The sequence below is a fragment of the Plectonema radiosum NIES-515 genome, assembly GCF_025753815.1.
GTDB classification, from domain to species: domain Bacteria; phylum Cyanobacteriota; class Cyanobacteriia; order Cyanobacteriales; family Nostocaceae; genus Hassallia; species Hassallia radiosum_A.
On the sequence record NZ_JAOWRF010000174.1, the window covers coordinates 1 to 26,820 of the forward strand.

A 26,820-nucleotide genomic window follows, 5' to 3' on the forward strand; every position below is an offset into this window, starting at 1 on the left:
TGGGGGAAGAAATTACTTTTTTATCTTGCTCCGCTTTAATTACAAGGCAGTCGGTAACAGTAGGATTACCAGTAGTGAGAGTGCCTGTTTTATCAAAAACTATCGTGTCTAACTTATGTACTCGTTCTAAAACGTCGCCACCTTTGATTAACAAACCTCGTTCCGCACCGATGCCAGTGCCTACGAGAATAGCTGTAGGTGTGGCAAGTCCCAAAGCACAAGGACAAGCGACTACCATGACAGCGATCGCTAACTTTAAACTCAACAATAGCCCGGACATCGCTGGGGCAGGATAACTTTCCCCGTGGTGAGACATATCCATTACACCAGACATATTGACATTTTGCCAAATATGTGTGCCGAAAAAGTACCAAAAGACAAATGTCAACAAAGCCGCTGTCAACACACCATAAGTAAAATAACCAGCAACTGTATCTGCTAATTTTTGTACTGGGGCTTTACGAGTTTGGGCGTCTTCTACCAAAGCGACAATTTGAGCTAAAGTTGTATCATTTCCAGTACGTGTGGCTTGAATAGCGATCGCTCCTGACTGATTTAACGTTCCTGCTGTCACCACATCTCCGGGTTGTTTAATCACGGGTACAGCTTCCCCAGTCAGCATCGACTCATCTACCGTTGTTTGCCCTACCACGACTTTGCCATCAACGGGGATTTTATCTCCTGGCAATACTTGCAACCATTCTCCCACACGCACTTGCTCTGCGGGAATTTCCACAGGAGGCGAGCTGGTGCCGGCTTTTTCGGGATTGGCAATTAATCGCGCTATTTGGGGCTGGAGTGCCAGCAATTGCCTAAATGCAGCCGCAGCACGACCCCTAGCATATCTTTCTAATGTCCGCCCCAAGAGAATAAAGCCAATCATCATCACCGGCTCGTCAAAGAAGCAATCCCAACCCATTTGGGGGAACAGCAGCGCTACCAAACTCGCAGTGTAAGCCGTGAGAGTTCCCAATCCCACTAAAGTGTTCATATTGGGTGCATTTCGTTGCCAACCCCGCCAACCATCTACTAAAATTGGGCGTCCGGGAATTAGTAATGACACTGTTGCTAGTCCACAGTGAAGCCAGATGTTATCGAGTGGCTGCATTGAGCCAGTCATATGACCAAAATGCCCAATTCCTGATAATATCAGCAATGTTGTCGCGATCGCTAATTGCCTAAGCGAAGAACGCATTTCTCGGCGTTGTCGTTTAGCCGGATCTTCGTCATTTTGTCTATCGCAAGCTTGCCTGGGTTTAGTTGGAAATCCTGCATCAGTCAATCGTTTAGCTAGGAAGAGTGCATCTACCGCACCAACTTCAGACTCTACAACTGCTACTTCTGTTGCCAAGTTCACACAGGCACTTTTGACTCCTGGATGTTCAATTAACTGCCGTTCTACCGCTTTCACACACCCGGCACACTTCATCCCCGCAACATCTAAGGTGATTTTCTCTGTTGTCAGGGTTGGTTCTGCTGGGAGTTGAGTTTTTGGGACAAGTTGCATGGAAAGTGTGGGATAAGCTCACGAAAGTTCAACGCAAAATAAAAGCGCGTCTATTTCGAGGGTAGGCGAAATCTAGAACACTGAAAGCAAAATGATTAACTTTTGTAAGAATTAGCTTTGTCTTGGGTACGATTCAAGCGCAGATAAGTAATGTAGATTAGAGCGATCGCTTGTAATGGCATCAAGGCAACCTGGCTTTTCAAAAAATCGTTGATTTCTAAATTAGACATAGCGCTGAAATAACCGAAGCCAAACAGCAAGAAAATTAGCAAGATCAGCTTTTTATTTTTAAGCATAACCAAAGTTTATCAGCTGCAACAGACTGGGACTGAAGTCCCAGTCTCAAAGCGAAAGTCGGATAAATCCGACTCAAATAATTTAATAGTCCGTTTCAACGGACTTGTGCTATTAGCCTCAGACTTAAGTCTGAGGCAGGACAAAACGTTTAGAGCAATTCCTACATTAAAGATAATGCATCGATATTAACGTTGGGATTATTACCTCGTATACGTATATTTCCTAGAATTAGAATTTTGAAAAATTTTGCCTAAGATAAATATGCATTTTTCCTTTGTAAATTGGACTGGCATTATCTACCCAGTAGCACTATCTAATTTAAAACCAATAATTTCTAGAACCAGCCCTGTTTATTGCGAAAGTAAGTATTAATAAATTCTTCATGGTTTTTGTTCAAATAAATCATGCCTTCGATTAAACCTACAAGTTGCATAATTAATAAGCTAAATCCGTAGGTGAAATAACCGCCTACTGCGGCAATAACCAGCATAATTAAGCCTTCTTGAGTGTACCCCAGAATAAATTTATGAACGCCAAAACCACCGAAAATAATGCCACAGTAACCAGCTAAAAGTTGCTTGTTAGCATGACTGGGATTGAGATTTGCCATATTAATGTTGCTCCTTTATGGATGTATAAAAATTCGGGATTTTAGTGTAATTAAAAATTGCGATCCGCACCGTGCGACTATTACATAAGCAATGCTGGAACCATAACTAGGAGAGGTTTTTCAGGTATCGTTTAAAACCATTCCTGTTCTGAATGAGTATTCGTAACTTTCAGGTGAGATAAAATCCCCGCACAGCAGCTTTCCGCTCATGTGACGCGAGATAATTCTATTTGCAAAGAATTAATCGCAATAATCGTCAACAACTGCTCTGCTATATGACTTTCTACAGCTAAAGTCGTTTATGTCCGGATTCTTTTCTGAAATTGTTGCAAGAAGTAGAACGCTGTTATGAACGCTTAGTTAAAGCCTTTATAACAGTGTCCTTTTGTGGGGAGAATAATCTTCCTTATAGGTATGTCAAACTAGAGCGTAGGCAATACGGTTCGGTTAAGAATATTTGTGAACCCAAAACCCTTGTAGAGACGTTACGGCAAAACGTCTCTACTACGTTAACCGAACCGTATTGAGAGCGTAGGAATGAATCTGCTTTGCAGTCGATTTTCACGCTTTTGAATAAAACAGCCAATTATATCATGTCCGTTTAATTGACATTAATAAAAAAATCCGAACCCCAAGAGACGTAGCACAGAATAGTCTCTACATCATATGTAATCTACCGGACTTGATATTACCCTTAACATCAAGCGTATTGCTTGATGAGCGACAAATTGCTGGAAACCTGGAAATTTCGTGATAATAATTTCACTTGATGCGCGATCGCACAAGTTTATAAGGTAATATACATCACTTTAAAGGATTACGAATATATCCCCACTTGTTGGCGTCTGTCATTACTCCTATTAAACCTTCCGAAGATGGTTGACAAACATAAAATTGAGGTTTAATCACCTCAGAACCAGTTTCATTAACATAGCCGCACCTATTTCTAGTATCTCTCCTTACAAGCCCTTCTTTAAATGAATAAGATTCATTTGAGACGAAGAATCCTGTATAAACAGCAATTTGTTCATAAATAGGAACCTCTGCTTTGGGATTAGCTATTTTTTGTCCATTTTTGTCAATATAACCCCATTCATTACCAAATTTAACGATTGCTAGCCCTTCTTTAAAGGGTTTAGCTTCCTCAAATTGGGCAGGAATTACTATTTGACCCGTTTTGTCAATATATCCCCAATACTTATCAATTTTTACATTTGCTAGTCCTTCTTTGAAGGGCAGCGCGTCATCAAATTTTGGTAGAATTGCAAAGATAGCATTGATGGCAAAGTAAACACTGATAACGATATAAATTACTGCAAATAATAGCCCGGTTCCTAGACCTAAACCAACTAATAATGCGTTGAATCGTGATTTATTTTCTTCCAATAGCATAGGTTTAAACTCTTGAATTATGATTAGAGAATATTTTTTGGTTTTATTCTTTGTGTTTGTAAACGAGACAAAATATTAAATAGACATTTCCATAAATTAATTATGCGTTGCCCGAAACCCTCGTAGAGACGTTCCGCCGGAACGTCTCTACAATTGTGTGGAATGTCGAAAAATCGTGAGATAAGGGGTGATACCCCTGAATCGCAATAGCTGTATCCTTAGTAAGGAGAGGGGTTGGGGGTCAGGTTTTAATATGTACTTCATGCACCTGAAAACTGCTATATTGAGGCATAATTTACTAATTTTACCTTTAGGGTCTGATTAACAAGTCTTCAGAATGACGATATTTTGCCATTAATTTGCGCCGCTTAATTTGTGGATAAAATATCATGTATAAAACGGGTAATCCTGTTGCTGATAGGCTTAAGAAAATCAATGGATTGAGGAAACCTACTATTAAGCTAATACCTACACTAGCTCCAAGTCCTGCTATTAGTAGTAAAAGTACAGATGTAAATAAATCCTCGGCTAAATTTATTGCCCAAAGCAGTACTTTATATGTAGTGCAACCCACAGCGAAAGCCACAGCGAAACCCACAGCCAAATGTACAGCCATATCCAAAGCCCAACGTAGTGGGATACTGGAACCTACAGCCGCACCTACAGCCATATTCAGAATCATGCTTACAGACGAAGCCACAGTTGAACCCATAGTTGATTGATTGAAAGCAAAATATTCTAGAAACGTCCTCACAGGTAAGTCCGAAAACTCACGGGATTTGAATATTGGGTACATTCTTTTTATATCAATAAGATTCAAAACTATAATCACAGCCACTGTAAGAACCCAGATGCGAAAATTAAACAGCACAGAGTTATATCCCAAGTTCGCTAACAACCAACTAGCAACCTCAGTCGCAGCATAAGACGTAAACCAAACTGTAGCCATAGCTATCATTTCAGCTATTAAGAACAGCCAAATTAAACCTGCATAGGGTAGTTTTCGCTTCTCAATAGGTATAGCAGCCGTCTGCACTTTTACAGTTAAAGTGTGAGTTGAGGGATAAGCATTACTGTGCAGTATGAGTTGACGTTTATACTGTGCGTCTGCCATTAACTTGCTGGTATCTACGCAGATTCGACAGTTAATTGGTTCTTCGGTACATCTGATGGGTTTTTCTACAGAAATCCAAGCATGGGAATCTGGTGTATGGGGTGGATCGTGAGGATGGGGTGAAACTTGCCATTTGCCTTCTAAAACTGTGTCAGGTATTGGGTTTGCGACGGTGATGGTTTGTGTCAGCTTTTCCCCTAAATGAGTCGCTTTAAATTCTAGGACTGCTGCACTTAACTCCACTGCTGCTTCACGAATGACATCAATTGGTTGCAGTGCTGCCAAAGCGGCTTTTGCATTGGGAAAACGGTCATCCTGTAGGGGTTGTACCATCTTCTCCAACCAGCCTAAAAAGCTCAGACTCAGACGAGGTAGGTGATTTTGGAAGTTAATCTGATATGGGTTCTTGCGATCGCACAATTGCCGTATTTCTGTTGACCTGATTTTTGTTAATAGGCAAATCAAGGTTGTACCTAAAGCATACAAGTCTGTTGCCTTTGTCGGCTCAAACATCTGCTCTGGTGGCATAAAACCCGGAGTACCCTTGAATACACTACTGCCCGCAACTTCCTGACTCCCAATGCGAGCAAAACCAAAGTCAATTAGATAGACGTTGAGTTCTTTATCTACCAAGATGTTTTCTGGTTTGATATCCCGATGAATTACGGGAGGATTGAAAAGTTGCAGATATTCGAGAATGTTTAAGGCTTTGAAAGCAATTTGCTTAATTTCCTCTATGTCAAAATCATCGAGGCGTTCTGCCAAAGATTGGGCGTTAATATATTCTTGTACCAAACAAAAGCCATCAGACGTAGCGAACGAATTTATGTAGCGCGGGATACCAGGATGAGCTAGTCCTTGTAGGATTCTAATTTCCCGTTGATGAGCTTCAAATCCAGACCAACTGGAACCAGCTTGGGCAAAACAAAACTGCTTTAATACTACCTGTTTCCCTGTCTCAATATTTGATGCTAGCCAAGTAATCCTTCCTCCTTCTCGATTGCGTCCCAATTCTCGTACAAGTTGATAGCCATGTTCACTGAAATCTGGATATGGATAGCTATTCATAGTTCAAGGGCAACAACTCTAATTTGTCGAAGTTACTGTGTACTACGCAAATATACTTAAGATACCAGGGGTAATTCTAATTAATCAATATTTTTAACAATAGTTATTTAACTATAGAAATCCGGTTTGATTTTTGAAAAGATACGTAGGGTGCGTTAGCGCTCTTGGTAACGCACTCCTCCCCTTGATAATGGTGCGTTACGGATTTCATGTATGAAAATGATTTTGTGTAATATCAAAACCCCTGTAGAGACGCGATACCCAAGCGTCTCTACATCTAGATTCATCCCGCGATTCATTAATCCCAAAAAATAGATTTTGTCAACCGTACAACATAATCACTATTTATTACTACCAAGTAAAAATAAGCTGAGTAATGTACCACTATTCCAGAGACTGTGGACGAGCATGGGAGCGAGGAGGTTGCGCGATCGCGTGTAAACAACTCCTAAAACGACTCCTAAAGCAGACAGGGGGAGAATTTCCGATAAGCTGAGGTGAGCGATCGCAAACAACAAAGCACTGACAAAAATTGCTCCCCACACCGAAAAGTAACGAGTGAGGGAGGGCAACAAAAAGCCGCGAAACAAAACTTCTTCAAATAAAGGTGCGGCGATCGCTGCTGTAAAGAAAAATATACTTAGTGCCACAGTATCTTGGCTTTCTAGCACCAGTTGCAACAAGGCATTACTACCACCCTGTCCTTGCCATAGTTGTTGATTAATCAAAGACACTACCACCACTATGGGCAAAGCTGCACAATAACCGCCTAATCCCCATAAAAACCACTTGTCTTGTAAACGAAAGCGAAACCAGTCCGACTCTAGGGGCAAGAAGGGCTTAAGCGAAAAATAGAGCACTGATAACGCACCCGATGATAGCAGCAAATAACTAACTAAAATATAAACAGCCTGAATTTTAACATTACCTACAGCACGCGAAATCGGGAGCAGCGATAACAAAATAGGCACTACAAGTTGTCCGAACAAGAAAAAGCCGACAACCAAGACTTGCAAAATCGTTTCCACATCCCAAGGTGTTGTCCAAGAGCGATCGCCATTTTGAGCGAATAAAGCGGCTTTTCCCTTGATCAAACGCTGACCAATTAAAAAAATCAGCACTCCCATACCGATCAAAGCTGTTAAAGTGGGGATGGTGCCGATGATTGCTAATTTCACCAAAGCTTGAGAAGCCGCTGCTTGTTTTGCAGTTTCTAGGGTTGAAAGTGCTTCTTGACGTTGCTGGAGTTGATAAAGCTGAGTGAGAGCTGTAGAACTAAACCAACCTTCTAAATTTTCTTGAATGAGTTGTTGAGCATTTGGCAACAAATGCGGGGGATCGCTCCATAACCCAGTCAACACAGCAGCAGTTTCCTTCAATTTCAAATCAATGTTTAATTGAGGCAATTGTGCCCAAGTTTTGATGGCTGTCTGTGACTGTTGTTGCTGTGCTTCTAAAATTCCCAGTCGCAAGTCTAATTCGGCAATGAATTTTTGCTGTTGATTGCGTGACTGCTGCAACTGTTTTTGCTGTGCTTTGCGGGAGGCATTAGTTGCGGGGGGAAATTCCGGATCGGGTTTAGGGATGGTGGGAGTAATAATCGGTTGAGATTCCAGCTTTGCTAATTGGTTTTTGGTTTTTTCCAAATTAGTTTCAGCCGCTTCACGCACATCTTGATACTGCTTTGTTGCCGCTTCTAGAGGTTTCTCACCGAGTATTGCTTCACTAACTGGCTTGAAATTGCCGCTGTCATCCTTTGGCGGTTGCCATTGTGCCGCTTGCAATGCAATATTTGTTTGATATAGTTCCAGACTACTTTGGAATTGAGGTTCTTGCCAGCTGTTAAATAAAGAGAAACCAGCTATTGCGATCGCAACCAGCGTCAACACCGTTAAAATTAATCGCTTAATTGTCATTTTTCCCCCTTAATTAACCACTGCCCGTGCGCGTCCCTCTTGGGAATTATCGCACTCGTGAGTGGATGGTGGATAGATTTCACCAGAAATTGATATCCTCCCCCTCCTACTACGCTATTCAGTAAGCAAGTAGTGTTAGCGGAGTGAAGCGCGATCGCATTCGCAGCGTCATCCCAACAGGAAAATAAAAAAGACTTATAACGTAAGCATGAGCCTCAAATAACAGGATCTACATAAGTGTACATTTCGCCTTTCCAGTTACGCAATTTGGCTGTACCGTTTGAGTAAGCCAGCAGAGTCTCGGCTTGAATTGGCACTTTACCACCACCGCTAGGGGCATCAATAACGTAGGTTGGTACGGCGTAACCAGTGGTATGACCGCGCAGTTTAGATATCAAATCTATACCTGTTTGCACGCTCGTGCGGAGATGTGAAGTGCCGACAACCGGGTCGCACTGGTATAGGTAGTAAGGTCGCACGCGCAGCTTGAGCAGACCATGAAACAGCTGCTTTAGCGTTTGTTCGGAATCATTCACATTCTTCAGCAGCACAGTTTGGCTTCCCAGAGGGATGCCACCATCGGCTAATAAATCACAAGCTTGCGCCACCTCCTGGGTGAGTTCGCGTACATGACAAAAGTGCAACGACAGCCACACACGATGCTTACGAAGTACGGCAACAAGTTCTGGCGTAATTCGAGAAGGCAAGAAACATGGTACGCGGGAGCCAATCCGCACAAACTCAATGTGGGGAATGGCACGTAATCGCCCAAGCAATTTGTCCAAAGGTTCATCAGCCATCAGCAGCGGATCGCCACCGGAAATAAGTACATCGCGTACCTCAGTGTGTTCTTCCAGGTAGGCGATGATGGCATCCAACCGCCGTGTTACTGGGTACATCTCACCTTGGCTGACCAAACGCGATCGCGTGCAGTAACGACAATAGACAGCGCAAGAGTCTAAAGCAAGCAGCAACACGCGGTCGGGGTAACGGTGTACCAATCCAGGCACTGGGCTGTCGTGGTCTTCACCGCATGGATCTACCATATCCGCAGCATCGACCACCAGTTCTTCCTCCCGTGGTATCACTTGTAACCGCAGTGGGCAAAGCGGATCTTCTGAGTCAAGGAGTGATGCAAAGTATGGTGTGACGGCTACGGCAAACTTCTCTGGTGCGATCGCAAGTCCCCGTTCTTCTGTAGGAGTGAGCCGCAGTACCTGCTGAAAGTGTTCCAGCTTAGTCAATCGATGCCGCATCTGCCAACGCCAGTCGTTCCAACTTTCAGGGTTGTAAGTCTCGCCAAAAATTTGACAAATTTCTTTACGCTTAGTATTAGTTACTACAGGCTTATCTCCGAGGTTGTTTTGGATCATGAACTGACTGATTTCTAACCTAAATAGTATTAAAGCAAGCATTAAGCTACAAAGTCGCAGTCGCTTTAAACTTTTTGGATATTGATGGGTGTTTTATCTGTCATCTTTACAACTGCACTGATAATACGCTATCAGAAAAAATTAAAATAGATTCTCAATTTCCTTATTAGCACTTAGCACACTTACCAAAACCTCGCCTCTTTTTGCCGTACCATCTAAAACCGTGCTTTCCTGTAATTGTGGGGGTTCTGAATCACTTTCGTCAATTTTAGGACGGGTCAGAGTCAGAATTATTCCAACTAGCACTATTGCTGCACCAATGAAACCGCGAGTCTCAAAGGTTTCGCCAAGTAGCAAAAATGCAAAAATTGCCCCAAACACAGGTTCTAGAGCAAAGAATAGCGCAACTTCGTGGGCTGATATCCATTGCTGTGCCACTGTTTGCAACAAAATGACTATGACAGTGGCAACTACACCAAGGTAGATTAGTACACCTAAACTTATTTGAATTGCCTCAATGTGTTCAGTCAGTTCGGGGGCAGCCCACAATATGCCTAGCACTGCTACAACCCAAAGCTGGATTGTAACCAATGGCACAGGTTGGTGGTGTGGCGAAAACACCTCAAGTACAATGATATAAGCGGCATCACTGACGGCAGAACCCAACAACCAAAGGTCGCCGATCACAGGCTCCCCACTCTTCCAAGACATCACCCCAATTCCGGTAAAAGCAAGTATCACTGCTAGTACCGCCCTAATGGATAGGCGCTTGCGAAACAGAAGCTCAAACAGGGTTACAAAGACCATGTTGAGACCGAAGATAAATGAAGCTTGGTTTGCACAGACAGTTTCCAATCCAATCGTTGCAGCAGCAAAGATCGGGAAAAGTAACACTCCGAGAATTACCCCGTCACGTACTAACCTTACATTCAGGTTACGAACAAACGGGGTAAGAATCATTGCCCCAATTGTGAAGCGAATTGCAAATTGCGTGGCTGGCGAAAGGCTAGTGATTGCCTCCTTGATTGCCGCAGGAATAGTCCCCAAAATTAAAGCACTAACAATGATTAACACAACACCTAAAGTGTGTTTGTTAATTTCTGTGATAAATTTTGTCATGAATTGTAATTAGGATTCAGATTCTATTAAGGTTATTAACTATTTGTCAATAAGCATTATTGCTTATTCTCTAAGTTAGAGGTTAAGTTATGAGAATTTTGATAATTGAAGATGACGATCGCATTGCTAAACCATTAGCCGAGTATTTAAGACGACAACACCATATTGTCGATATAACAACCGATGGGCTTGAGGGGTGGGAATGGTCTCAGTCAGGATTATATGAGCTAATTTTACTAGATTTAATGCTTCCTAAATTAGATGGAATCACTCTATGTAAGCGTTTACGCGCTGCTTCATCTAATGCCCTAATATTAATGCTGACAGCACGAGATACAACAGACGATAAAATTATAGGACTGGATGCTGGTGCTGATGATTACTTAGTTAAGCCATTTGACTTAAAAGAGTTAGCAGCACGCATTAGGGCTTTAGCTAGGAGAACTCCAGAGATTCGTCCCCAGATTTTAATCCACGGGGAAATGGAACTAGATCCGGCAACCCAACAGGTTACTTATGCCGGAAATATCATATCATTAACCCCTAAAGAATATATGATATTAGAATATTTTTTGAAAAACCCAAATCAAGTTGTGACTCGTTCGGCGATTCTTGAAAAACTGTGGGACTTTGATAAATCTTCGGGAGAAGGAAGTATTAAAACTCATATTACAAATTTGCGGCATAAACTCAGAGCAGCTGGAAGTTCAGAAGACTTGATTGAAAATATCTATGGCATTGGTTATCGTCTAGTTCAAAAGTAAAAGAATTTTCTCTATAGCGATTCTCACATTCATGAGGTACAGAGTATTGAATTAACCGCAGATGAAGATAGATAAACGCCGATGAACGCAGATAAATTTGTACCTCAGCAGACTAGGAAATGCTACAAGCATCCACGTTACCGTTTTTTTTGCATTTGCAGCAGCAAAGCTGTTAGAAAAAACTAATAATTTGATAGTCATAAAAATGTGTTTCAAAGAATTCGATATCGTTTATTGTTATCTTACTTGGTGGTGTTCGCATCACTACTGGGAATATTTGCGATCGCAGTCCGAGTTGCTTTCACTCGCAGTCTGACTGAACAAATAACAGATAAACTCGCAGCCATAGGGAAAGGTGCGGCAGCAAATGTAGAATTTGAAAAAGGTCGCCTAACAATTGAAAGTGACTTTCATCCCCAAGATTTAATTGCTTCTCATCAAGCATTGCAGTGGTTTGATACTCAGGGAAATTTAATTACCCAACAAGGAAAAACTGTCTTAACCTTACCTTTATTATCAAACAATATAGTACAAGTTCAGACTGGCAAAATTCCTATCCAAGCAGTGACTGTACCAATTATTGGTAGCGATAATGGTGAGCTAGTTGGGTATGTGAGGGTGAGTCAATCTTTAGACGAATTTGACGAAACCCTCCAAAAACTGGACTGGGGATTATGCGGTGGAATTATTATAACTTTGGTTCTTAGTAGTGTTGCCGGAATTTTACTAACTCGTCAAGCAATGCAACCCATTGAGGAAAGTTTTCAAAGGCTTAAACAGTTTACTGCTGATGCTTCCCACGAACTACGCAGTCCGTTAATGGCTATCAAAATTAATGCTGAGTTGCCGTTAGAATATCCAGATGAAATAAGCCCAAAAGATGCAGAAAGATTTCAGGCGATCGCTAGCGCTACTAACCAGATGACTCGTCTGACAGAAGACTTATTGTTTTTAGCACGCACCGATAAAGTTCCAAATCAACATTTGGATAATCTCAATTTAACCTCAATATTAGAGAATCTAATACAACTATATAAACCTCAAGCTGAAGCCAAACAAATTAACTTAAAATTTCAATTAATTGCTAATATTCACCTAATAGGTGATTCGGTTGAATTAACGCGACTGTTTACTAATTTAATTGAAAATGCACTTTACTATACACCATCAGGAGGCGTAGTTGAAATTAAAACTAGTCGTGTCGGTTCCCAGGTTTATGTGAACGTGCAAGATACAGGTGTGGGAATTGCACCAGAGCAGATCAACAAGGTTTTTGAGCGTTTTTGGCGAGCAGATCGGTCTCGTTCTTATTGGTCAGGTGGTTCTGGTTTAGGGCTTGCGATCGCTCAAGCTATTGCCCAAAATCACGGTGGATTAATTAGTGTTACAAGTCAATTAGAAGTTGGTAGTTGTTTTACTGTGCGTTTACCAGTTTCTTGACTATCAAAACTTGATAAATATTACCTTTTATGCTTCCTTAATTATGATTATCCAGTATCTATACAGCAGATTTCACTCCTGGTTGAGGTACATACGTAAAACCCGCTCACCCGCTCCGAGACGTAGCACTTGGTAGTGTCTACGTGTATTCAATAAAAACGCAATCTGCTATAAATTAGGGATTGATGAAGGTTATGTTCATCAATCCCCATGTAGTATATGTTTAGTTAGTGTGCGCTAAAAGAGTTTTTTCCTTAACTTCTGTTGAGGTAATGTGATTTCAAGTTCCCTACTCACTTACCATCATTATTGGTTTTGCGATCGCCATCACTTTTTTCTTGAACTTGAATACTACTGTTGGGACGATTGGCTTCATTCTTCTCATCTTGTTCATTGGCATTCTCAGCGTAGAGAACTTTGCCATTACCAGCATCGACCTTAACATCTTGCTGACCAATTTTTACAGCATAAACTAAGTTGCCATCTTCATTTTCGAGTTTGACGCTTTTGGCTTTACCTCCCACAGATGCTTCAGCTACTTGCTTTGCTTGTTGTGCTGTAATTTTAGCTAACGGTTGCAGTTTTGCGGCTTCTTTCTGTTCTTGTCCATCGTCGTTGGTTTCACCGTCCCCATCACTGACTTCAGCAACTTGGGTAGCGCTATGATGCTGACGCACAATTGCTACGAAAGATTGTGGTTGTTTTGCAAACACAACTCTCGACAATCCAGCAAGTCCTAAAGCACCAACAAAAGCTACTGCCAAAATGATTTTTGTTGAAGTTTTCATACTTGTAAAATCCCTGCAATTCTGGGTTTGTATTTTCAGAGTAGGTAATAAAAGTCCAGAAATAGTCAAGATTGGTTTGAGTTCAATAAATTTAAGATCAAATAGTTAAATTAACTTTTAATTAGACATAGTGCCTTGATCCTGAGAAAATTCCGTTTTCAATCAAACCTAGGGCTGACGCACTCAATCGCTTCTAAGCTTAATTTATCGAACCGCCAAGAACGCCAAAAACGCCAATAATTAGTAGAGAGTGCGTAAGTCCTAAAATCTTGACTATTTCTTGATTTTTGCTGTGTAAAGTACAATCATTCAGTTTTCTAGTTAATTTAATATCATCAGTGTTCAGAACGATGAGTTGCTATTTTTTATTGTGAAAAAGAAATGAATAAGGTTGCAAAAGTCACAATTTTCTTCTGGATCATGAAGATCATCGCCACGACGCTGGGTGAGACGGCAGGTGACTATATCTCAATGTCTCTTGGGCTGGGGTATTACATAGCATTTGCCGTAACGTTCGCCATTCTGGCTATTCTCCTGTTTTTTCAAATTCAATCCGACAGATATCGTCCAGTCCTTTATTGGTTGGCGATCATCGCGACAACTACAGCCGGAACCGAAGTTTCAGACCTGATGGATCGATCTCTTGGGCTGGGCTACGCATTGGGATCGCTGATCCTGGTAGCCTGTCTTTTGAGCGTTCTTGCCATCTGGTACTACCGGGATCGGGATCTGAGCGTTTATCCCATCGTGAGGAAAGACGCAGAGACCACCTATTGGCTGGCTGTCGTGTTCTCCAACAGTTTGGGAACTGCCTTTGGTGACTTTCTGACAAGCAACTTGGGACTGAGCTATGTCCAGGGGGCATTCGTCACAGGCAGCGTCATTGGTATTGTCATCGCCCTTCACTACGTAACAAAGTTGAGCGATATTCTCCTATTCTGGCTCGCATTCATCTTCACGCGACCCTTCGGAGCCACCTTCGGAGATTTTCTGACCAAACCAGTCCAAAATGGCGGTCTATCACTGCCAAGGGGCTATGCTTCGGCGATCGCCTTTATTCTGCTGGCAGTTGTCCTATTCTTCGACGTGCGAAACGATAAAAAACTGCGTCACCCAATTGAGTGATGCGTTTAAGCAGATAGATGACTCCCTTATGCCAAATGCCCCATGCCCAAAGTACCGCAAGTGGCAACTGACCACTAAGATGGACTATAGCCTAAGTTTGAGGAGTTTGGTTATGACCGCAGCAGCAGACCCAGTGAAGTTGATGAAGCAAGAAGTTGGCAAAGCCGCCGCCAATTTAGTAAAATCAGGTTCGATTGTGGGGTTGGGTACGGGGTCAACCACAGCGTATACAATACAATTTTTAGGCGATCGCCTAAAATCTGGTGAACTTAAAGATATTGTTGGTGTCCCTACATCGTTTCAATCAGAAGTGTTGGCAAAGCAGTACGGTGTCCCTCTCACCACTTTAGATGCGATCGACCACATCGATATCGCCATTGACGGCGCTGATGAAGTTGATCCCCAAAAGAATTTGATTAAAGGTGGCGGCGCCGCACATACCCGCGAAAAAGTAGTAGACTACTTAGCAAATCAGTTTATCGTCGTTGTCGATAGTGGTAAGTTAGTTGAACGATTGGGTTCTACTTTCCCCGTGCCTGTTGAAGTCATACCAATGGCAATTACTCCGGTTATTAATGCAATTAAAAAACTCGGTGGTAAACCAGAACTTCGCATGGGTGTAAGAAAAGCTGGACCCGTAATCACCGATCAAGGCAATATGGTACTTGATGTTACATTTGACAATATCGACGATCCCGTTAACCTGGAAAAAATACTGAATAACATTCCTGGCGTATTAGAAAATGGCATCTTTGTCAACTGTGCAGATTTGGTTTTAATTGGCGAAGTCAAAGATGGTCAGCCCTTAGTCAGACAAATTTAGTAATTGGTTAGTTGATAGTTGTTGGTTGATAGTTGTTGGTTGATAGTTGTTGGTTGTTGGTTGTTAGTTGTTAGTTGTTAGTTATAAAAAAGTACTCCTACCCATTATCCACTACCCACTAACTCCAAACTCCAAACTCCAAACTCCAAACTCCAAACTCCAAACTCCAAACTCCAAACTCCAAACTCCAAACTCCAAACTCCAAACTCCAAACTCCTACCCACTAACTCCTACCCCCAAACTCCTACCCACTAACTCCAAACTCCCAACTCCTAACTCCTAACTCCCAACTCCTAACTCCCAACTCCCAACTCCAAACTCCTAACTCCTAACTCCTAACTAATTTAATACTTCTTGTTTTTAACATCTAAATGCCATAATTTTTCTAAAGTTGCTATTTTTTTGTGTAGAACAGCAACATGATATTTTTTGTAAACTTTAACGCCTAAAAACAGCATAACGGGAAACATAATAATCAAAGCTCCCATAACATTGTTCACAAAAATATATGCGTCAGAGGAGCGTAAATCAACGCTGTTAGTTGTTGTTTGAGTAGTTGAATTTTGCTGCATTAGTTCCTCCGTATAATCATTTTCTAGTTTTACTAATAAGATTTAGGCTTACACATTGACAAAAGTTTTCTTGTGTGAGTTGAGTCATAACTTAATTTACTCAAAGTCAGTCAAGCTTGCATAGTTTTGCTTCTCCTTCTATGTTTTTAATGGTAAAAACAAAATCAATTTATGCACTTTTGGGATACAAATTGGAAAAAAAGTTAACTTTTTCACAGACTGAACATGATGTGTAAGCATTAAGGTGAGGGTATAAGACAATACCGTTAAGTTCAGTCCAAGACCTTTGGTAGAGACGTAGCAATGCCTTGGTAGAGACGTAGCAATGCTACGTCTCTACATGCATAGGATTTTTTACCACCAATTCCTTAACACCAACTGTATTGCGTATAAGATATAAGGCTGAGTGCCGTTAATTCACACAACCACTTGTTGCTCAAGTGTGTCGCTTTTAAAGACTTCACATCTAACCGTTTATGTTTCTGATTTTTGAGATATTTTTTATATTTCGCAAAAATTGCCTTGCCGTGCTACATAGTTTGTCTTATTTATAGGGCTTAGGAAAGGTATTGTAGTAAGTATGTAGTTTGAGTAAGTTGAAATTTAAGATTAATCATCTGGGTGCATCTGTGGTTATAAATACTTATTAACCGGATTTTTGTCATCATAGGAATGAAGGTAGTAGCCAAAATTCCAAAATTCCAAATTCACAGATGCTATATAGACGATTTGGACGTACAGAATTAGAAATGCCGGTTTTTTCCTGCGGTGGTATGAGATATCAATATAAATGGCAGGATGTTCCGCAGTCGGAAATTCCACGTAAGAATCAAGAAAATCTCGAAGCGACTATTCGACGTTCTTTAGAAGTAGGCATTAATCACATTGAAACTGCTCGTGGTTATGGTACTTCTGAAATGCAGTTGGGAGAAATATTGCCGAAATTTATCCGCGAAAAGTTGATTGTTCAAACTAAAGTTAATCCTGAAGCCGATGCAAAAGAATTTGAACGCAATCTGGAAAAGTCCCTGGAAAACCTCCAGCTAGATTATATAGATTTGCTGGGGATACACGGTATCAATAATCCGGAAACGTTAGATTATTGTATTCGTCCTGGTGGGTGTTTGGATGTAGCTAAAAAGCTGCAAGGGCAAGGAAAAGTTAAATTTATTGGCTTTTCAACGCATGGAGCAACCGATATAATTATCGAGGCAATTAATACTAATGAATTTGATTATGTTAATTTGCACTGGTATTATATTAATCAAAATAATTGGGGGGCAATTGAAGCAGCAACTAACCATGATATGGGGGTATTTATTATTAGTCCATCAGATAAAGGGGGAAAGTTATACGAACCGTCAGAAAAGTTAGTAAATCTTTGCGCTCCTTTGAGTCCGATGGTGTTTAATGATTTGTTTTGTCTGAGTCATCCCCAGGTGCATACTCTGAGTTTGGGAGCGTCAAAACCGGAAGATTTTGATGAACACTTGAAGACTTTGGAATTGCTGGATAATGCATCAGAAATTTTACCACCGATTTTGGCTGCTTTGGAAGAAGAAGCGATCGCTTGTTTGGGAGAAGACTGGGTGAAAACCTGGAATGTGAATTTACCTACCCATGAAAAAACACCAGGAAACGTAAATATTCCGGTGATTTTGTGGTTGAGAAATTTAGCTTTAGCCTACGATATGACGGAATATGCCAAAATGCGCTACAACCTCCTTGGTAATGGTGGTGACTGGTTTCCCGGTAACAAAGCAGACCAAGTAGACAAACTGAACTTGCAGCAATGTCTTATCCCCAGTCCCCACGCTGACAAAATTCCCCACTTCCTTGCACAAGCACATCAAATGCTGGGAGGGGAAGCGGTTAAGCGTTTGTCTCAAGATTAGGGAGAGTTCTTGAGAGGGGGAAGGGGGAAAGGGGAAGAAAGAAGAAATATTCTTTTTGTCTTTTTGTCTCCAATACCGTTCAGTTAAACCCAAAATACGAGGGTAGAGACGCGAAATTTCGCGTCTCTACAGGTCTAAAATCAGTACCAAAAATCCTTAACGCCAACCGTATTGCCTTTGTCTCCTAGTCCCCTAGTCCCCTAGTCCCCAGTTCCTAATTTTTATCTGTCGAATCGGTTAATTTATCCGGTGTTGGCACGACTAAAACTTTATCAACACGGTTGCCATCCATATCCATGACCTCAAAACGCATACCCTGCCATTGAAAATTATCCGCAGCAGCGGGGATACGTCCTAAATGGGTAATTACAAAACCACCTAATGTTTGATAGCTACCACGTTCGTCAAACTTTAACTCTTCCATCTCGAAAAGTTCTAAAAATTCATCTACAGGCAACATTCCATCCAATAACCAGGAACCATCCTCACGTTGTACGGCTTGGGGATTTTCCTGATCGTCAGATGAAGCAACATCGCCAACTATTTCGCTCATAATATCGTTGAGTGTTACTAATCCCTGAATTACACCGTATTCATCAACTACTAAGGCTATGTGAGTTATGGTTTCTTTGAATAACTCTAAAACTTTTAAACCACGGGTGCTTTCTGGCACAAATACTGGCTGTCGCAATCCTACAGTTAAATCTAGTTCTTGATTAGAGAAACTTCGAGTCAACAAGTCTGTGACGGGAATGACACCGAGCACATTGTCAAGTCCCCCCTGGCAAACTGGATATCGGGAATAGCCACTATCTACAATCTTGTGACGGTTTTCTTCTGCTGAGTCTTCTAAGTCCAGCCAGACAATATCCGGACGAGGTGTCATAAAAGAACTGACGGGACGATCGCCTAAACGAAATATTCGCTCCACCATATCTTGTTCGGCTTCCTCAAAGGTTCCTTCTTCAGTGCCTTGCTCGATTAAAACTCTTATTTCTTCTTCTGTAACTTGTGGTTCTGTTGACGGTCTGACACCCAATAACCGCAAAACTGCATCCGTAGAAGCACCTAATAAATAAACTATGGGCGAGCCGATTCTGGCTAATAATTGCATAGGTAGAGCAACTACACTGGCAATTGGTTCTGGGTGGTTTAATGCCAGCCGCTTAGGTACTAATTCGCCAATAATCAGTGTTAGATAAGTAATAATTAAAATTGCTACGCCCTTAGCAAAGTGTTCCTTATACTGTTCGGGCAAAGCGATAAAATCTAAGATAGGTATTATTCTCTTAGCGATCGTTCCTTCACCGTAAGCACCGGATAAAATACTCAGGAGTGTGATCACTACCTGGACGCTCGCTAAAAACTGATTTGGGGAAGACGCTAGTTCCAAAGCAGCACGGGCTTTAAGATCACCTCGTTCCGCAAGCTGCTGCAAGCGCACCTTGCGTGATGAAACAACTGCCAACTCCGACATGACAAATAGACCGTTGGCGAAAATTAGTAAGAAAATAATTAGAATTTCTATAGTTGGAGACATTCCTTGAATTGCCGATTTATTGGCTAACTGCGCTCTTACTTTATTAGTATCTAGTATCGAAGGTGTTCCAATAATAAAAGAATCAATCGGGCAGAAAAACTGCTGTATTAGTGATTACGGGTAGAACACTGTTCGTATCTTAGCGATTAGTCAATGGTTATTGTACTGGGGACTAATGATTCTCAAGCAAGAGTACTATCCCTCTTGACACTTTTAAAATAGTTGAGTAAGGCGCTGTCCGCCTGCATCAAGTGCAACGACTTCCATCTATAGTAGAACTTATGGCATTTTCTTCCATTGTGCGTGCGTTAGGGCGATCGCCTCTCACCACTGAACTCGTTTCTAAGTTAAATCGACAACATAATTTACGCTTAAGTGGTATTTCCCGCTTACCTAAAGGCTTTATCACTTCAGCGTTAGCCCAAACTGATAAACAAAATTTGTTAGTGGTGTGTGCCACTCTGGAAGAAGCTGGACGCGCTTATGCTCAGTTAGAGGCTATGGGATGGGAAACTGTACATTTTTACCCTACCTCTGAAGCATCCCCCTACGAACCCTTTGACCCGGAAACCGAAATGACTTGGGGACAAATGCAGGTTTTGGCGGATTTGGTGAAATTAAGGAGAGGGAAAGAGGGGGAGAGAGAAAAAGAGGGAGAGAGGGAGAATTTTTCCCCATCCCCCACTTCCCCCATCCCCCCCTCCTCTAGCGTAGCGATTGTCGCAACCGAGAGAGCACTGCAACCTCACCTACCACCCCCAGCAGCTTTTAAACCTTTCTGTCTGACTCTCAAGCTAGGGATGGAATTTGATTCAGTGCGATTCGGTGAAAAATTAGCTACTTTGGGATACGAACGAGTGCCGATGGTAGAAATGGAAGGTCAGTGGAGTCGGCGGGGTGATATTGTTGATGTGTTTCCAGTTTCCTCGGAATTGCCAGTCAGATTAGAATGGTTTGGCGACGAAATCGAGCAAATACGCGAATTTGACCCTTCAACTCAACGTTCTGCACTTGATAAAATTGACCAGTTAATTCTCACTCCCACTAGCTTTGCTCCGATTGTGATGACAGCACTAAAAGACAGTGCTGAGTTGGAAATTGATTCAGAAGTATTAGAAGGTAGTCGTCGCTTTTTGGGTTTAGCTTTTGATAAACCGGCTTCTTTGCTAGATTATTTGCCCGAAAATACTTTGATTGCAATTGATGAGCCAGAACAATGTCATGCTCATAGCGATCGCTGGGTAGAAAATGCTGAAGAACAATGGGGATTGGGGAGTGGGCAATGGGTAATGGAGAATGAGGAAGAATCTACCCCCACTCCTGTACAGACGTTCCGGTGGAACGTCTCTACGGCGTTTCGTACAGACGTGACCGTGGAACGTCTGTATCCTACGGCGCCAATATTACCGAAAATTCATCGTTCGTTTGATGATTCTCTGGCAGATGCGGCAAAATTTAAAATATTATATTTATCGGAACTGGTAGAAGAAAATAGCGGTATTAATCTTGCTAGTAGAGGTGTTCCGGTAACACCGCATCAATTTGCCAAACTTGCAGAAACTCTCCGACAAGAACGCGATCGCAATTTCTCTGTGTGGTTGATTTCGGCTCAACCAAGTCGTTCTGTGTCTCTTTTGCAAGAACACGACTGTCCGGCACAGTTTATTCCTAATCCCCGCGATTATCAAGCGATCGACAAGCTACAAATTAATCACATACCGATCGCTTTAAAATATTCTGGTTTGGCAGAGTTGGAAGGCTTTATTTTGCCGACATTCCGGATGGTTGTTGTCACTGACCGGGAATTTTTTGGACAACACTCTCTAGCTAGTCCCAGTTATATCCGCAAGCGTCGCAAAGCTGCTTCTAAGCAAGTTGACCCTCAAAAGCTGCGTGCTGGTGATTATGTAGTTCATAGAAATCATGGTGTGGGTAAATTTGTCAAGCTAGAAAGTTTGACGATTAACGATGAAACTCGTGATTATCTGGTGGTGCAGTATGCTGATGGGTTGTTAAGAGTTGCAGCAGATCAAGTTGGTGCTTTATCTCGGTTACGCAGCAGTGGGGATAAAGTACCAGAACTCAACAAGATGACTGGGAAGGCTTGGGAAAATACCAAGAATAGAGTCCGCAAAGCCATCAGAAAATTGGCAGTGGATTTGTTGAAGTTGTATGCAGCGCGATCGCAACAACATGGTTTTACTTATCCACCAGATATGCCTTGGCAAGAGGAATTAGAAGATTCTTTTCCTTACCAACCGACAACGGATCAACTCAAAGCGGTGCAAGATGTAAAGCGGGATATGGAAAGCGATCGTCCAATGGATCGTTTAGTTTGTGGTGATGTCGGTTTTGGGAAAACTGAAGTAGCAATTCGCGCTGTTTTTAAAGCTGTCACCGCTGGGAAGCAAGTTGCACTCCTCGCACCGACAACGATTTTGACTCAGCAACACTACCACACTTTGAAGGAGCGCTTTGCTCCCTATCCGGTGAATGTTGGCTTACTCAACCGTTTTCGCAGTGCTGAAGAACGTCGAGAAATTCAAAAGCGATTAGCGACGGGTGAATTAGATGTAGTTGTTGGCACACACCAGCTTTTAGGTAAAGGTGTCACATTCCGAGATTTAGGACTTTTGGTGGTGGATGAAGAACAACGGTTTGGGGTGAATCAGAAGGAGAAAATTAAAAGCCTCAAAACTCAAGTTGATGTGCTAACTCTTTCTGCGACTCCGATTCCCCGGACTTTGTATATGTCTTTGTCGGGAATTCGGGAAATGAGTTTAATTACTACACCACCCCCATCAAGGCGTCCGATTCAAACTCATCTTTCACCACTAAATCCGGAAAGTGTCCGCACTGCAATTCGTCAAGAATTAGACAGAGGTGGACAAATATTTTATGTAGTTCCACGGGTAGAGGGAATTGAAGAAACGGCAACGAAATTGCGAGAAATGATACCAGGGGCAAGATTGGCGATCGCTCACGGTCAAATGGATGAAAGCGAGTTAGAATCAACCATGCTGACTTTCGGCAATGGCGAAGCTGATATCCTGCTTTGCACAACAATTATTGAATCTGGTTTGGATATTCCGCGAGTCAACACCATCTTAATTGAAGATGCTCATCGCTTTGGTTTAGCGCAATTATACCAGTTGCGGGGACGGGTAGGACGTGCGGGAATACAAGCTCATGCGTGGTTATTTTACCCCAAGCAGCGAGAATTATCTGATGCTGCCCGCCAGCGTTTGCGAGCAATTCAGGAATTCACTCAGTTGGGTTCTGGCTATCAATTGGCAATGCGGGATATGGAAATTAGGGGTGTGGGTAACTTGCTAGGTGCAGAACAATCCGGTCAAATGGAAGCGATCGGCTTTGATTTGTATATGGAAATGCTCGAAGAAGCGATTCGAGAAATTCGCGGACAGGAAATTCCCAAAGTTGATGATACTCAAATTGACCTGAATTTGACAGCATTTATTCCTGCCGATTATATCCCCGATTTGGATCAAAAAATGAGCGCTTATCGTGCGGTAGCAGCAGCGAAAGGTAAAAAAGAATTATCAATGATTGCTGCCGAGTGGAGCGATCGCTTTGGCACAATTCCAAAGCCAGCAAATCAACTCTTGCGAGTGATGGAATTGAAACAGCTAGCGAAAAATCTCGGATTTAGCCGCATCAAACCCGAAGCTAAACAGCATATCGTTTTAGAAACCCCAATGGAAGAACCTGCTTGGAATTTATTAGCAGCGAATTTATCAGATTCAATGCGATCGCGCTTTGTTTTCTCACCTGGTAAAGTCACCGTGCGGGGTTTAGCTGTTCTCAAAGCAGATCAACAGTTGCAGAATCTCATCGACGCTTTCGGGAAAATGCAAGGTGCGCTTCCAGAAGCAGCTTAGAAGCCCCGACGATTTTAATCGTCGGGGTTTCTACCGGAAGACAAATTACCCAACGTGATATCTCCCGCAGTACCGATATTAATGCCAATATTGCGATCGCCTAATTTCCAAACAAACAAAGCAACATCATTTGCCTTTGCTTGACGAAATATCACCAAAGGTATTATTTCCACCAATCACGTTGACGATATTTCCCACATCGCTATTATTTACCGCCAAATTATTATAAATCCCGCGAATCTTCTTGATTCTAGATACGGCTTCCAGTCAACCACTTCCGCTCCTCAGGCATTAGAAGGACTTAAAAAATACTATAGCGTTGCCAGTATATATTTGAGATATGACCGTAACAGGAAGAAAACCAACGGCTTAAGCATTGCTCATAATGAAGGCGATCGCATGTTTTTTCTATGTTAGGAAATGAGAAAACGAACCGCAGAGGCACAGAGAACACAGAGAAATAAGAGGAGCGAGAGAGTTTTTGCGTAAGTCCTATATGTAATGCGATCGCACTCTCCCATCAACAGCGTCCCTCTGCATTAAAAAACGCTACGATTTCATGAAAATTTAGTCACCTAAATCTAAGACAATAAAAATTAACAACAAATTTTGTTTACGCACTCATAAACTGTTATGACTATTGATCGTCGCCATTTCTTGTTTTTACTTGGAGCTAGTGTAGGTGCTTTTGCCTTAGATACTCATGCTTCGGCAGAAAAAGCCCCAATTAGTCAAACTACTCCACCCGGCAATACTATCTCGCTTCCTCCCTTACCCTATGCTTACGATGCACTCGAACCACACATCGATCAAGCAACAATGCAGTTTCACCACGATAAACACCACGCAGCTTATGTGAAAAACCTGAATGCAGCATTAGATAAACACCCAGAACTCAAAAGCAAAACAGTTGAAGAAATGTTACGCAACCTCAACAGCGTGCCAACAGATATTCGCAAAATTGTACGCAACAATGGTGGTGGACATGTGAACCATTCCATGTTTTGGCAAATTATGAAACCCCAAGGTGGTGGAGAACCAACAGGAGCGATCGCAAAAGCCATTAATCAAAGCTTCGGTAGTTTCGCTGCTTTCAAAAAGCAATTTAACGAAGCTGGTGTTAGTCGTTTTGGTAGCGGTTGGGTTTGGCTTGTCCGCGTTGCGGACAAGCTAGAAATAACCACCACAGCTAACCAAGACAGTCCCCTCAGTGAAGGTAAATATCCAATTATGGGTAATGATGTCTGGGAACACGCATATTACCTGAAGTACCAAAACCGCCGCACCGACTACTTAGATGCTTGGTGGAATGTCTTAAATTGGGACGAGATTAATAAACGCTTTGCCGCAGCTAGTAAACCTGCTTAGGGCATGGTGGGATGGGGGGATGGGGGGAATTATTCTCCTTGTCTCCAAGGTGTCTCGAAGGAGTCCCCCTTGTCCCCCTTGGGGTAAAAGTAGCGAAGAGATAATTTGCCGCCATTTGATGGCTGAAAATCATACACCCATTAGGTTTGAGAAAAAATTTGCACTTTTCATCATCAATTTGCAACCGTTCGCTCATATGCAGTCGAAAAGTGCCGTAACGATTAACATGTGCCCAAGAAACCGAGACTTTCAGGATTTACTTACGAGGTATAGCGGTTATTTGCCACCGTAGAAAAAGGCAACTTCTTTATCTTTAAGAGCAGCAAAACCAGCGTCTATAAGCTTTTGATCGAGTTCTGGTTGAGGAATGTGTTTTGCGCCAATTCGCACGATGCGCGATCGCATAGTATTAGATACGCCACTGCGCTGTCTATTTGCCTCTAGCGCCATAACTTCGGTGTACAATTCTAATTTGGCTGGTGGAATCGGAGAACCGTCAAAATCAATTCCTTGGGCGATCGCTTCATCAATCGCATCGGCACCTGTGGTAGTTTGGTTTCCTGGGTTAATTTCAGCAGGCATGGCAATTTAATTCGTTTAAAGGCTATAAGTACATATATTTTACCAGCCTTAGGTATTGGGGATTTGAAAAGAGGAAAGGTGCTTACTCACTACTTTCTGCAATGTTGTCAAAAGTAATTAGTCAAAAGTCAAAAACAATTACTCCTGACTAATTACGAGATTGACGCGTCACTACACCCCCAGCAAACGCTCCCAAGACTGTCCCCGTCCACAGTCCGGTCGTGCTACCTTGCCACATTGCTCCTGGTGTCACCCAAGTGTTACAAACTTCCTTTAATACCCAACCTTGATTTTGACACTTTTGGCTATGAAGAATTGAAGTAATTTGCCCACTGATATAACCACCAACCAATCCTGAAGTTAGCGCTAAAAAGGTACAAATTAGAACTTTGTTCTTTATCATTGTAGTGAGCGGTTTACCGCTCAAAGTTAAGGTTTTAAGGGCTTCAGCCCTTACTACATTGTTTAATGCTCATCGACTATCGACTAACACCTCAACCTGTATTTCTCATACCGGCGGCAATACCGTTTATAGTTAACAATGCCCCTCGTAGCAGTTCACCCTTACTGTAACGAGAATGGATAACTCCAGAGGTGGTATTAGTCATTGACTGTCGTAACCGTTTGATGATAGATACCTGTATAAAACCTAGCGGTACAATCGTCCCATTGCGTAATTGCACTGAACGTTGCAAAACAGGATCGCCATCCAAAAGCCGTTTGTGGTCGGTGATTTTCAGCACCAAATCTCGTGTCAGATAAAATTCGCTGGCGATTTGCTCAAACACCTTTTCAAAGCGGGGTTTATCTTCTGGTTGCGATAATTCTTGGACGTAATGTTGCGCCATTTGGATGTCTACTTTTGCCAAGGTCATTTCTGCCTTGGAAATTACCATCTTGAAGAAGGGCCATTTAACATAAAAGTAACGCAATAATTTTAGGTGTTCTTCAGGTTCTTCATTCAAGAATTCTTGTAAAGCTGTGCCGACACCGTACCAAGAAGGCAGCAAAAATCGAGTTTGCGTCCAACTAAATACCCAAGGAATGGCTCGCAGACTGCTTAAATCTTTCTTTCCAGATGGACGACGCGCTGGACGGGAGCTAATTTGCAGTTGGCTGATTTCTTCTATTGGGGTTACTTGGTGGAAGAAGTCGATAAAATCGGGTTGCTCGTAGATTAAAGAGCGATAATGTGTACGCGATCGCGCTGCTAATTCTTCCATAATCTCATTCCAGGGTTCAATATCATCAAACCCTGTCCGCAACAAGCTCGCTTGGATTACAGCTGTAGTGATGGTTTCCATATGATACAAAGCCAAATCCTGCAAAGAGTATTTGGAAGCCAAAACTTCACCCTGTTCTGTAATCTTGATGCGTCCATTAATACTGTTACCAGGTTGCGCCAAAATAGCCTCATAAGCCGGTCCCCCACCACGTCCCACAGAACCTCCGCGACCGTGGAAAATCCGCACATTCACGCCATAATCTTCGGCTATTTTTTGCAATAATTTTTGAGCTTTATGAATTTCCCAGTTACTGCTCAAAAAACCAGAGTCTTTATTGCTGTCAGAATACCCCAGCATCACTTCTTGCAAGTTGGGGGTGAGGGGTGAGGAGGGGGGGAGAGG

At 42.2% G+C, this 26,820-nt stretch carries 22 protein-coding genes; 7 read left to right on the forward strand and 15 right to left on the reverse strand.

The features are described 5' to 3' along the window. The 8 genes from OGM63_RS11685 to OGM63_RS11720 form a co-directional block, all read right to left on the reverse strand. Window positions 1-1,507: heavy metal translocating P-type ATPase (locus tag OGM63_RS11685; RefSeq protein WP_263745719.1), on the reverse strand; the 1,507-nt coding region annotated here is incomplete at its 3' end. Between the two features lie 95 nt (window positions 1,508-1,602). Beyond that, window positions 1,603-1,803, reverse strand: a complete 201-nt coding sequence (locus tag OGM63_RS11690) for a hypothetical protein (RefSeq protein WP_263745720.1) — start codon at window positions 1,801-1,803, stop codon at window positions 1,603-1,605. A gap of 335 nt (window positions 1,804-2,138) precedes the next feature. Continuing rightward, window positions 2,139-2,414 carry a TM2 domain-containing protein gene (locus tag OGM63_RS11695; protein WP_263745721.1) on the reverse strand — a complete coding sequence of 92 codons (276 nt, stop codon included), beginning with the start codon at window positions 2,412-2,414 and terminating at the stop codon, window positions 2,139-2,141. Between the two features lie 804 nt (window positions 2,415-3,218). Then, window positions 3,219-3,806 carry a WG repeat-containing protein gene (locus OGM63_RS11700; RefSeq protein WP_263745722.1) on the reverse strand — a complete coding sequence of 196 codons (588 nt, stop codon included), beginning with the start codon at window positions 3,804-3,806 and terminating at the stop codon, window positions 3,219-3,221. 310 nt (window positions 3,807-4,116) lie between these two features. Next, window positions 4,117-5,988 carry a serine/threonine-protein kinase gene (locus OGM63_RS11705; protein WP_263745723.1) on the reverse strand — a complete coding sequence of 624 codons (1,872 nt, stop codon included), beginning with the start codon at window positions 5,986-5,988 and terminating at the stop codon, window positions 4,117-4,119. Window positions 5,989-6,329: 341 nt separating this feature from the next. Beyond that, window positions 6,330-7,904: a CPBP family intramembrane glutamic endopeptidase gene (locus OGM63_RS11710; protein WP_263745724.1), complete on the reverse strand. Its 1,575-nt coding sequence runs from the start codon at window positions 7,902-7,904 to the stop codon at window positions 6,330-6,332. 215 nt (window positions 7,905-8,119) lie between these two features. Further along, complete coding sequence (locus OGM63_RS11715; protein WP_263745725.1) at window positions 8,120-9,277, reverse strand: KamA family radical SAM protein; 1,158 nt, start codon at window positions 9,275-9,277, stop codon at window positions 8,120-8,122. Between the two features lie 141 nt (window positions 9,278-9,418). After that, window positions 9,419-10,396, reverse strand: a complete 978-nt coding sequence (locus OGM63_RS11720; RefSeq protein WP_263745726.1) for a DMT family transporter — start codon at window positions 10,394-10,396, stop codon at window positions 9,419-9,421. 89 nt (window positions 10,397-10,485) lie between these two features. Between OGM63_RS11720 and OGM63_RS11725 the strand changes: the two genes are divergently transcribed. After that, on the forward strand, window positions 10,486-11,160 hold the full coding sequence (locus OGM63_RS11725) for a response regulator transcription factor (RefSeq protein ID WP_263745727.1): 675 nt from the start codon (window positions 10,486-10,488) through the stop codon (window positions 11,158-11,160). Window positions 11,161-11,367: 207 nt separating this feature from the next. Beyond that, window positions 11,368-12,600 (forward strand): sensor histidine kinase, encoded by a 1,233-nt coding sequence (locus OGM63_RS11730; RefSeq protein ID WP_263745728.1) that lies wholly within the window; start codon window positions 11,368-11,370, stop codon window positions 12,598-12,600. Window positions 12,601-12,893: 293 nt separating this feature from the next. On the opposite strand, the gene OGM63_RS11735 is transcribed toward OGM63_RS11730, so the two are convergent. Then, the gene (locus OGM63_RS11735; RefSeq protein WP_263745729.1) at window positions 12,894-13,388 is read right to left on the reverse strand and encodes a PepSY domain-containing protein; all 495 of its coding nucleotides are present in this window, start codon (window positions 13,386-13,388) and stop codon (window positions 12,894-12,896) included. A 381-nt stretch (window positions 13,389-13,769) separates the two neighbouring features. Here OGM63_RS11735 and OGM63_RS11740 point away from each other — a divergent pair, with 381 nt between their 5' ends. Both OGM63_RS11740 and rpiA read left to right on the forward strand, forming a co-directional pair. After that, on the forward strand, window positions 13,770-14,513 hold the full coding sequence (locus tag OGM63_RS11740; RefSeq protein WP_263745730.1) for a COG4705 family protein: 744 nt from the start codon (window positions 13,770-13,772) through the stop codon (window positions 14,511-14,513). Window positions 14,514-14,625: 112 nt separating this feature from the next. Beyond that, window positions 14,626-15,336, forward strand: a complete 711-nt coding sequence (gene rpiA, locus OGM63_RS11745; protein ID WP_263745732.1) for a ribose-5-phosphate isomerase RpiA — start codon at window positions 14,626-14,628, stop codon at window positions 15,334-15,336. A 344-nt stretch (window positions 15,337-15,680) separates the two neighbouring features. Here rpiA and OGM63_RS11750 read toward each other — a convergent pair whose 3' ends face one another. After that, complete coding sequence (locus OGM63_RS11750) at window positions 15,681-15,908, reverse strand: hypothetical protein (RefSeq protein WP_263745735.1); 228 nt, start codon at window positions 15,906-15,908, stop codon at window positions 15,681-15,683. Between the two features lie 713 nt (window positions 15,909-16,621). Here OGM63_RS11750 and OGM63_RS11755 point away from each other — a divergent pair. Then, window positions 16,622-17,803: an aldo/keto reductase gene (locus tag OGM63_RS11755; protein WP_263745736.1), complete on the forward strand. Its 1,182-nt coding sequence runs from the start codon at window positions 16,622-16,624 to the stop codon at window positions 17,801-17,803. A gap of 214 nt (window positions 17,804-18,017) precedes the next feature. Here OGM63_RS11755 and OGM63_RS11760 read toward each other — a convergent pair whose 3' ends face one another. Continuing rightward, window positions 18,018-19,343, reverse strand: a complete 1,326-nt coding sequence (locus OGM63_RS11760) for a hemolysin family protein (protein WP_263745737.1) — start codon at window positions 19,341-19,343, stop codon at window positions 18,018-18,020. A gap of 281 nt (window positions 19,344-19,624) precedes the next feature. Between OGM63_RS11760 and mfd the strand changes: the two genes are divergently transcribed. Further along, the gene (gene mfd, locus OGM63_RS11765; RefSeq protein WP_263745738.1) at window positions 19,625-23,242 is read left to right on the forward strand and encodes a transcription-repair coupling factor; all 3,618 of its coding nucleotides are present in this window, start codon (window positions 19,625-19,627) and stop codon (window positions 23,240-23,242) included. A gap of 14 nt (window positions 23,243-23,256) precedes the next feature. On the opposite strand, the gene OGM63_RS11770 is transcribed toward mfd, so the two are convergent. Further along, complete coding sequence (locus OGM63_RS11770) at window positions 23,257-23,400, reverse strand: hypothetical protein (RefSeq protein WP_263745739.1); 144 nt, start codon at window positions 23,398-23,400, stop codon at window positions 23,257-23,259. A gap of 475 nt (window positions 23,401-23,875) precedes the next feature. Between OGM63_RS11770 and OGM63_RS11775 the strand changes: the two genes are divergently transcribed. After that, a complete protein-coding gene (locus OGM63_RS11775; RefSeq protein ID WP_263745740.1) occupies window positions 23,876-24,610 on the forward strand; it encodes a superoxide dismutase in 735 nt (244 codons plus the stop codon). 276 nt (window positions 24,611-24,886) lie between these two features. Here the strand turns inward: OGM63_RS11775 and OGM63_RS11780 are convergent, their stop codons facing one another. The 3 genes from OGM63_RS11780 to OGM63_RS11790 form a co-directional block, all read right to left on the reverse strand. Next, the gene (locus OGM63_RS11780; RefSeq protein ID WP_263745741.1) at window positions 24,887-25,192 is read right to left on the reverse strand and encodes a small RNA NsiR4-regulated ssr1528 family protein; all 306 of its coding nucleotides are present in this window, start codon (window positions 25,190-25,192) and stop codon (window positions 24,887-24,889) included. Window positions 25,193-25,340: 148 nt separating this feature from the next. Further along, entirely contained in the window at window positions 25,341-25,595 is a 255-nt protein-coding gene (locus tag OGM63_RS11785) for a hypothetical protein (RefSeq protein WP_263745742.1), read from the reverse strand. A 91-nt stretch (window positions 25,596-25,686) separates the two neighbouring features. Further along, on the reverse strand, window positions 25,687-26,820 hold a 1,134-nt coding region (locus OGM63_RS11790; protein ID WP_263745743.1), incomplete at its 5' end, for a phosphoenolpyruvate carboxylase.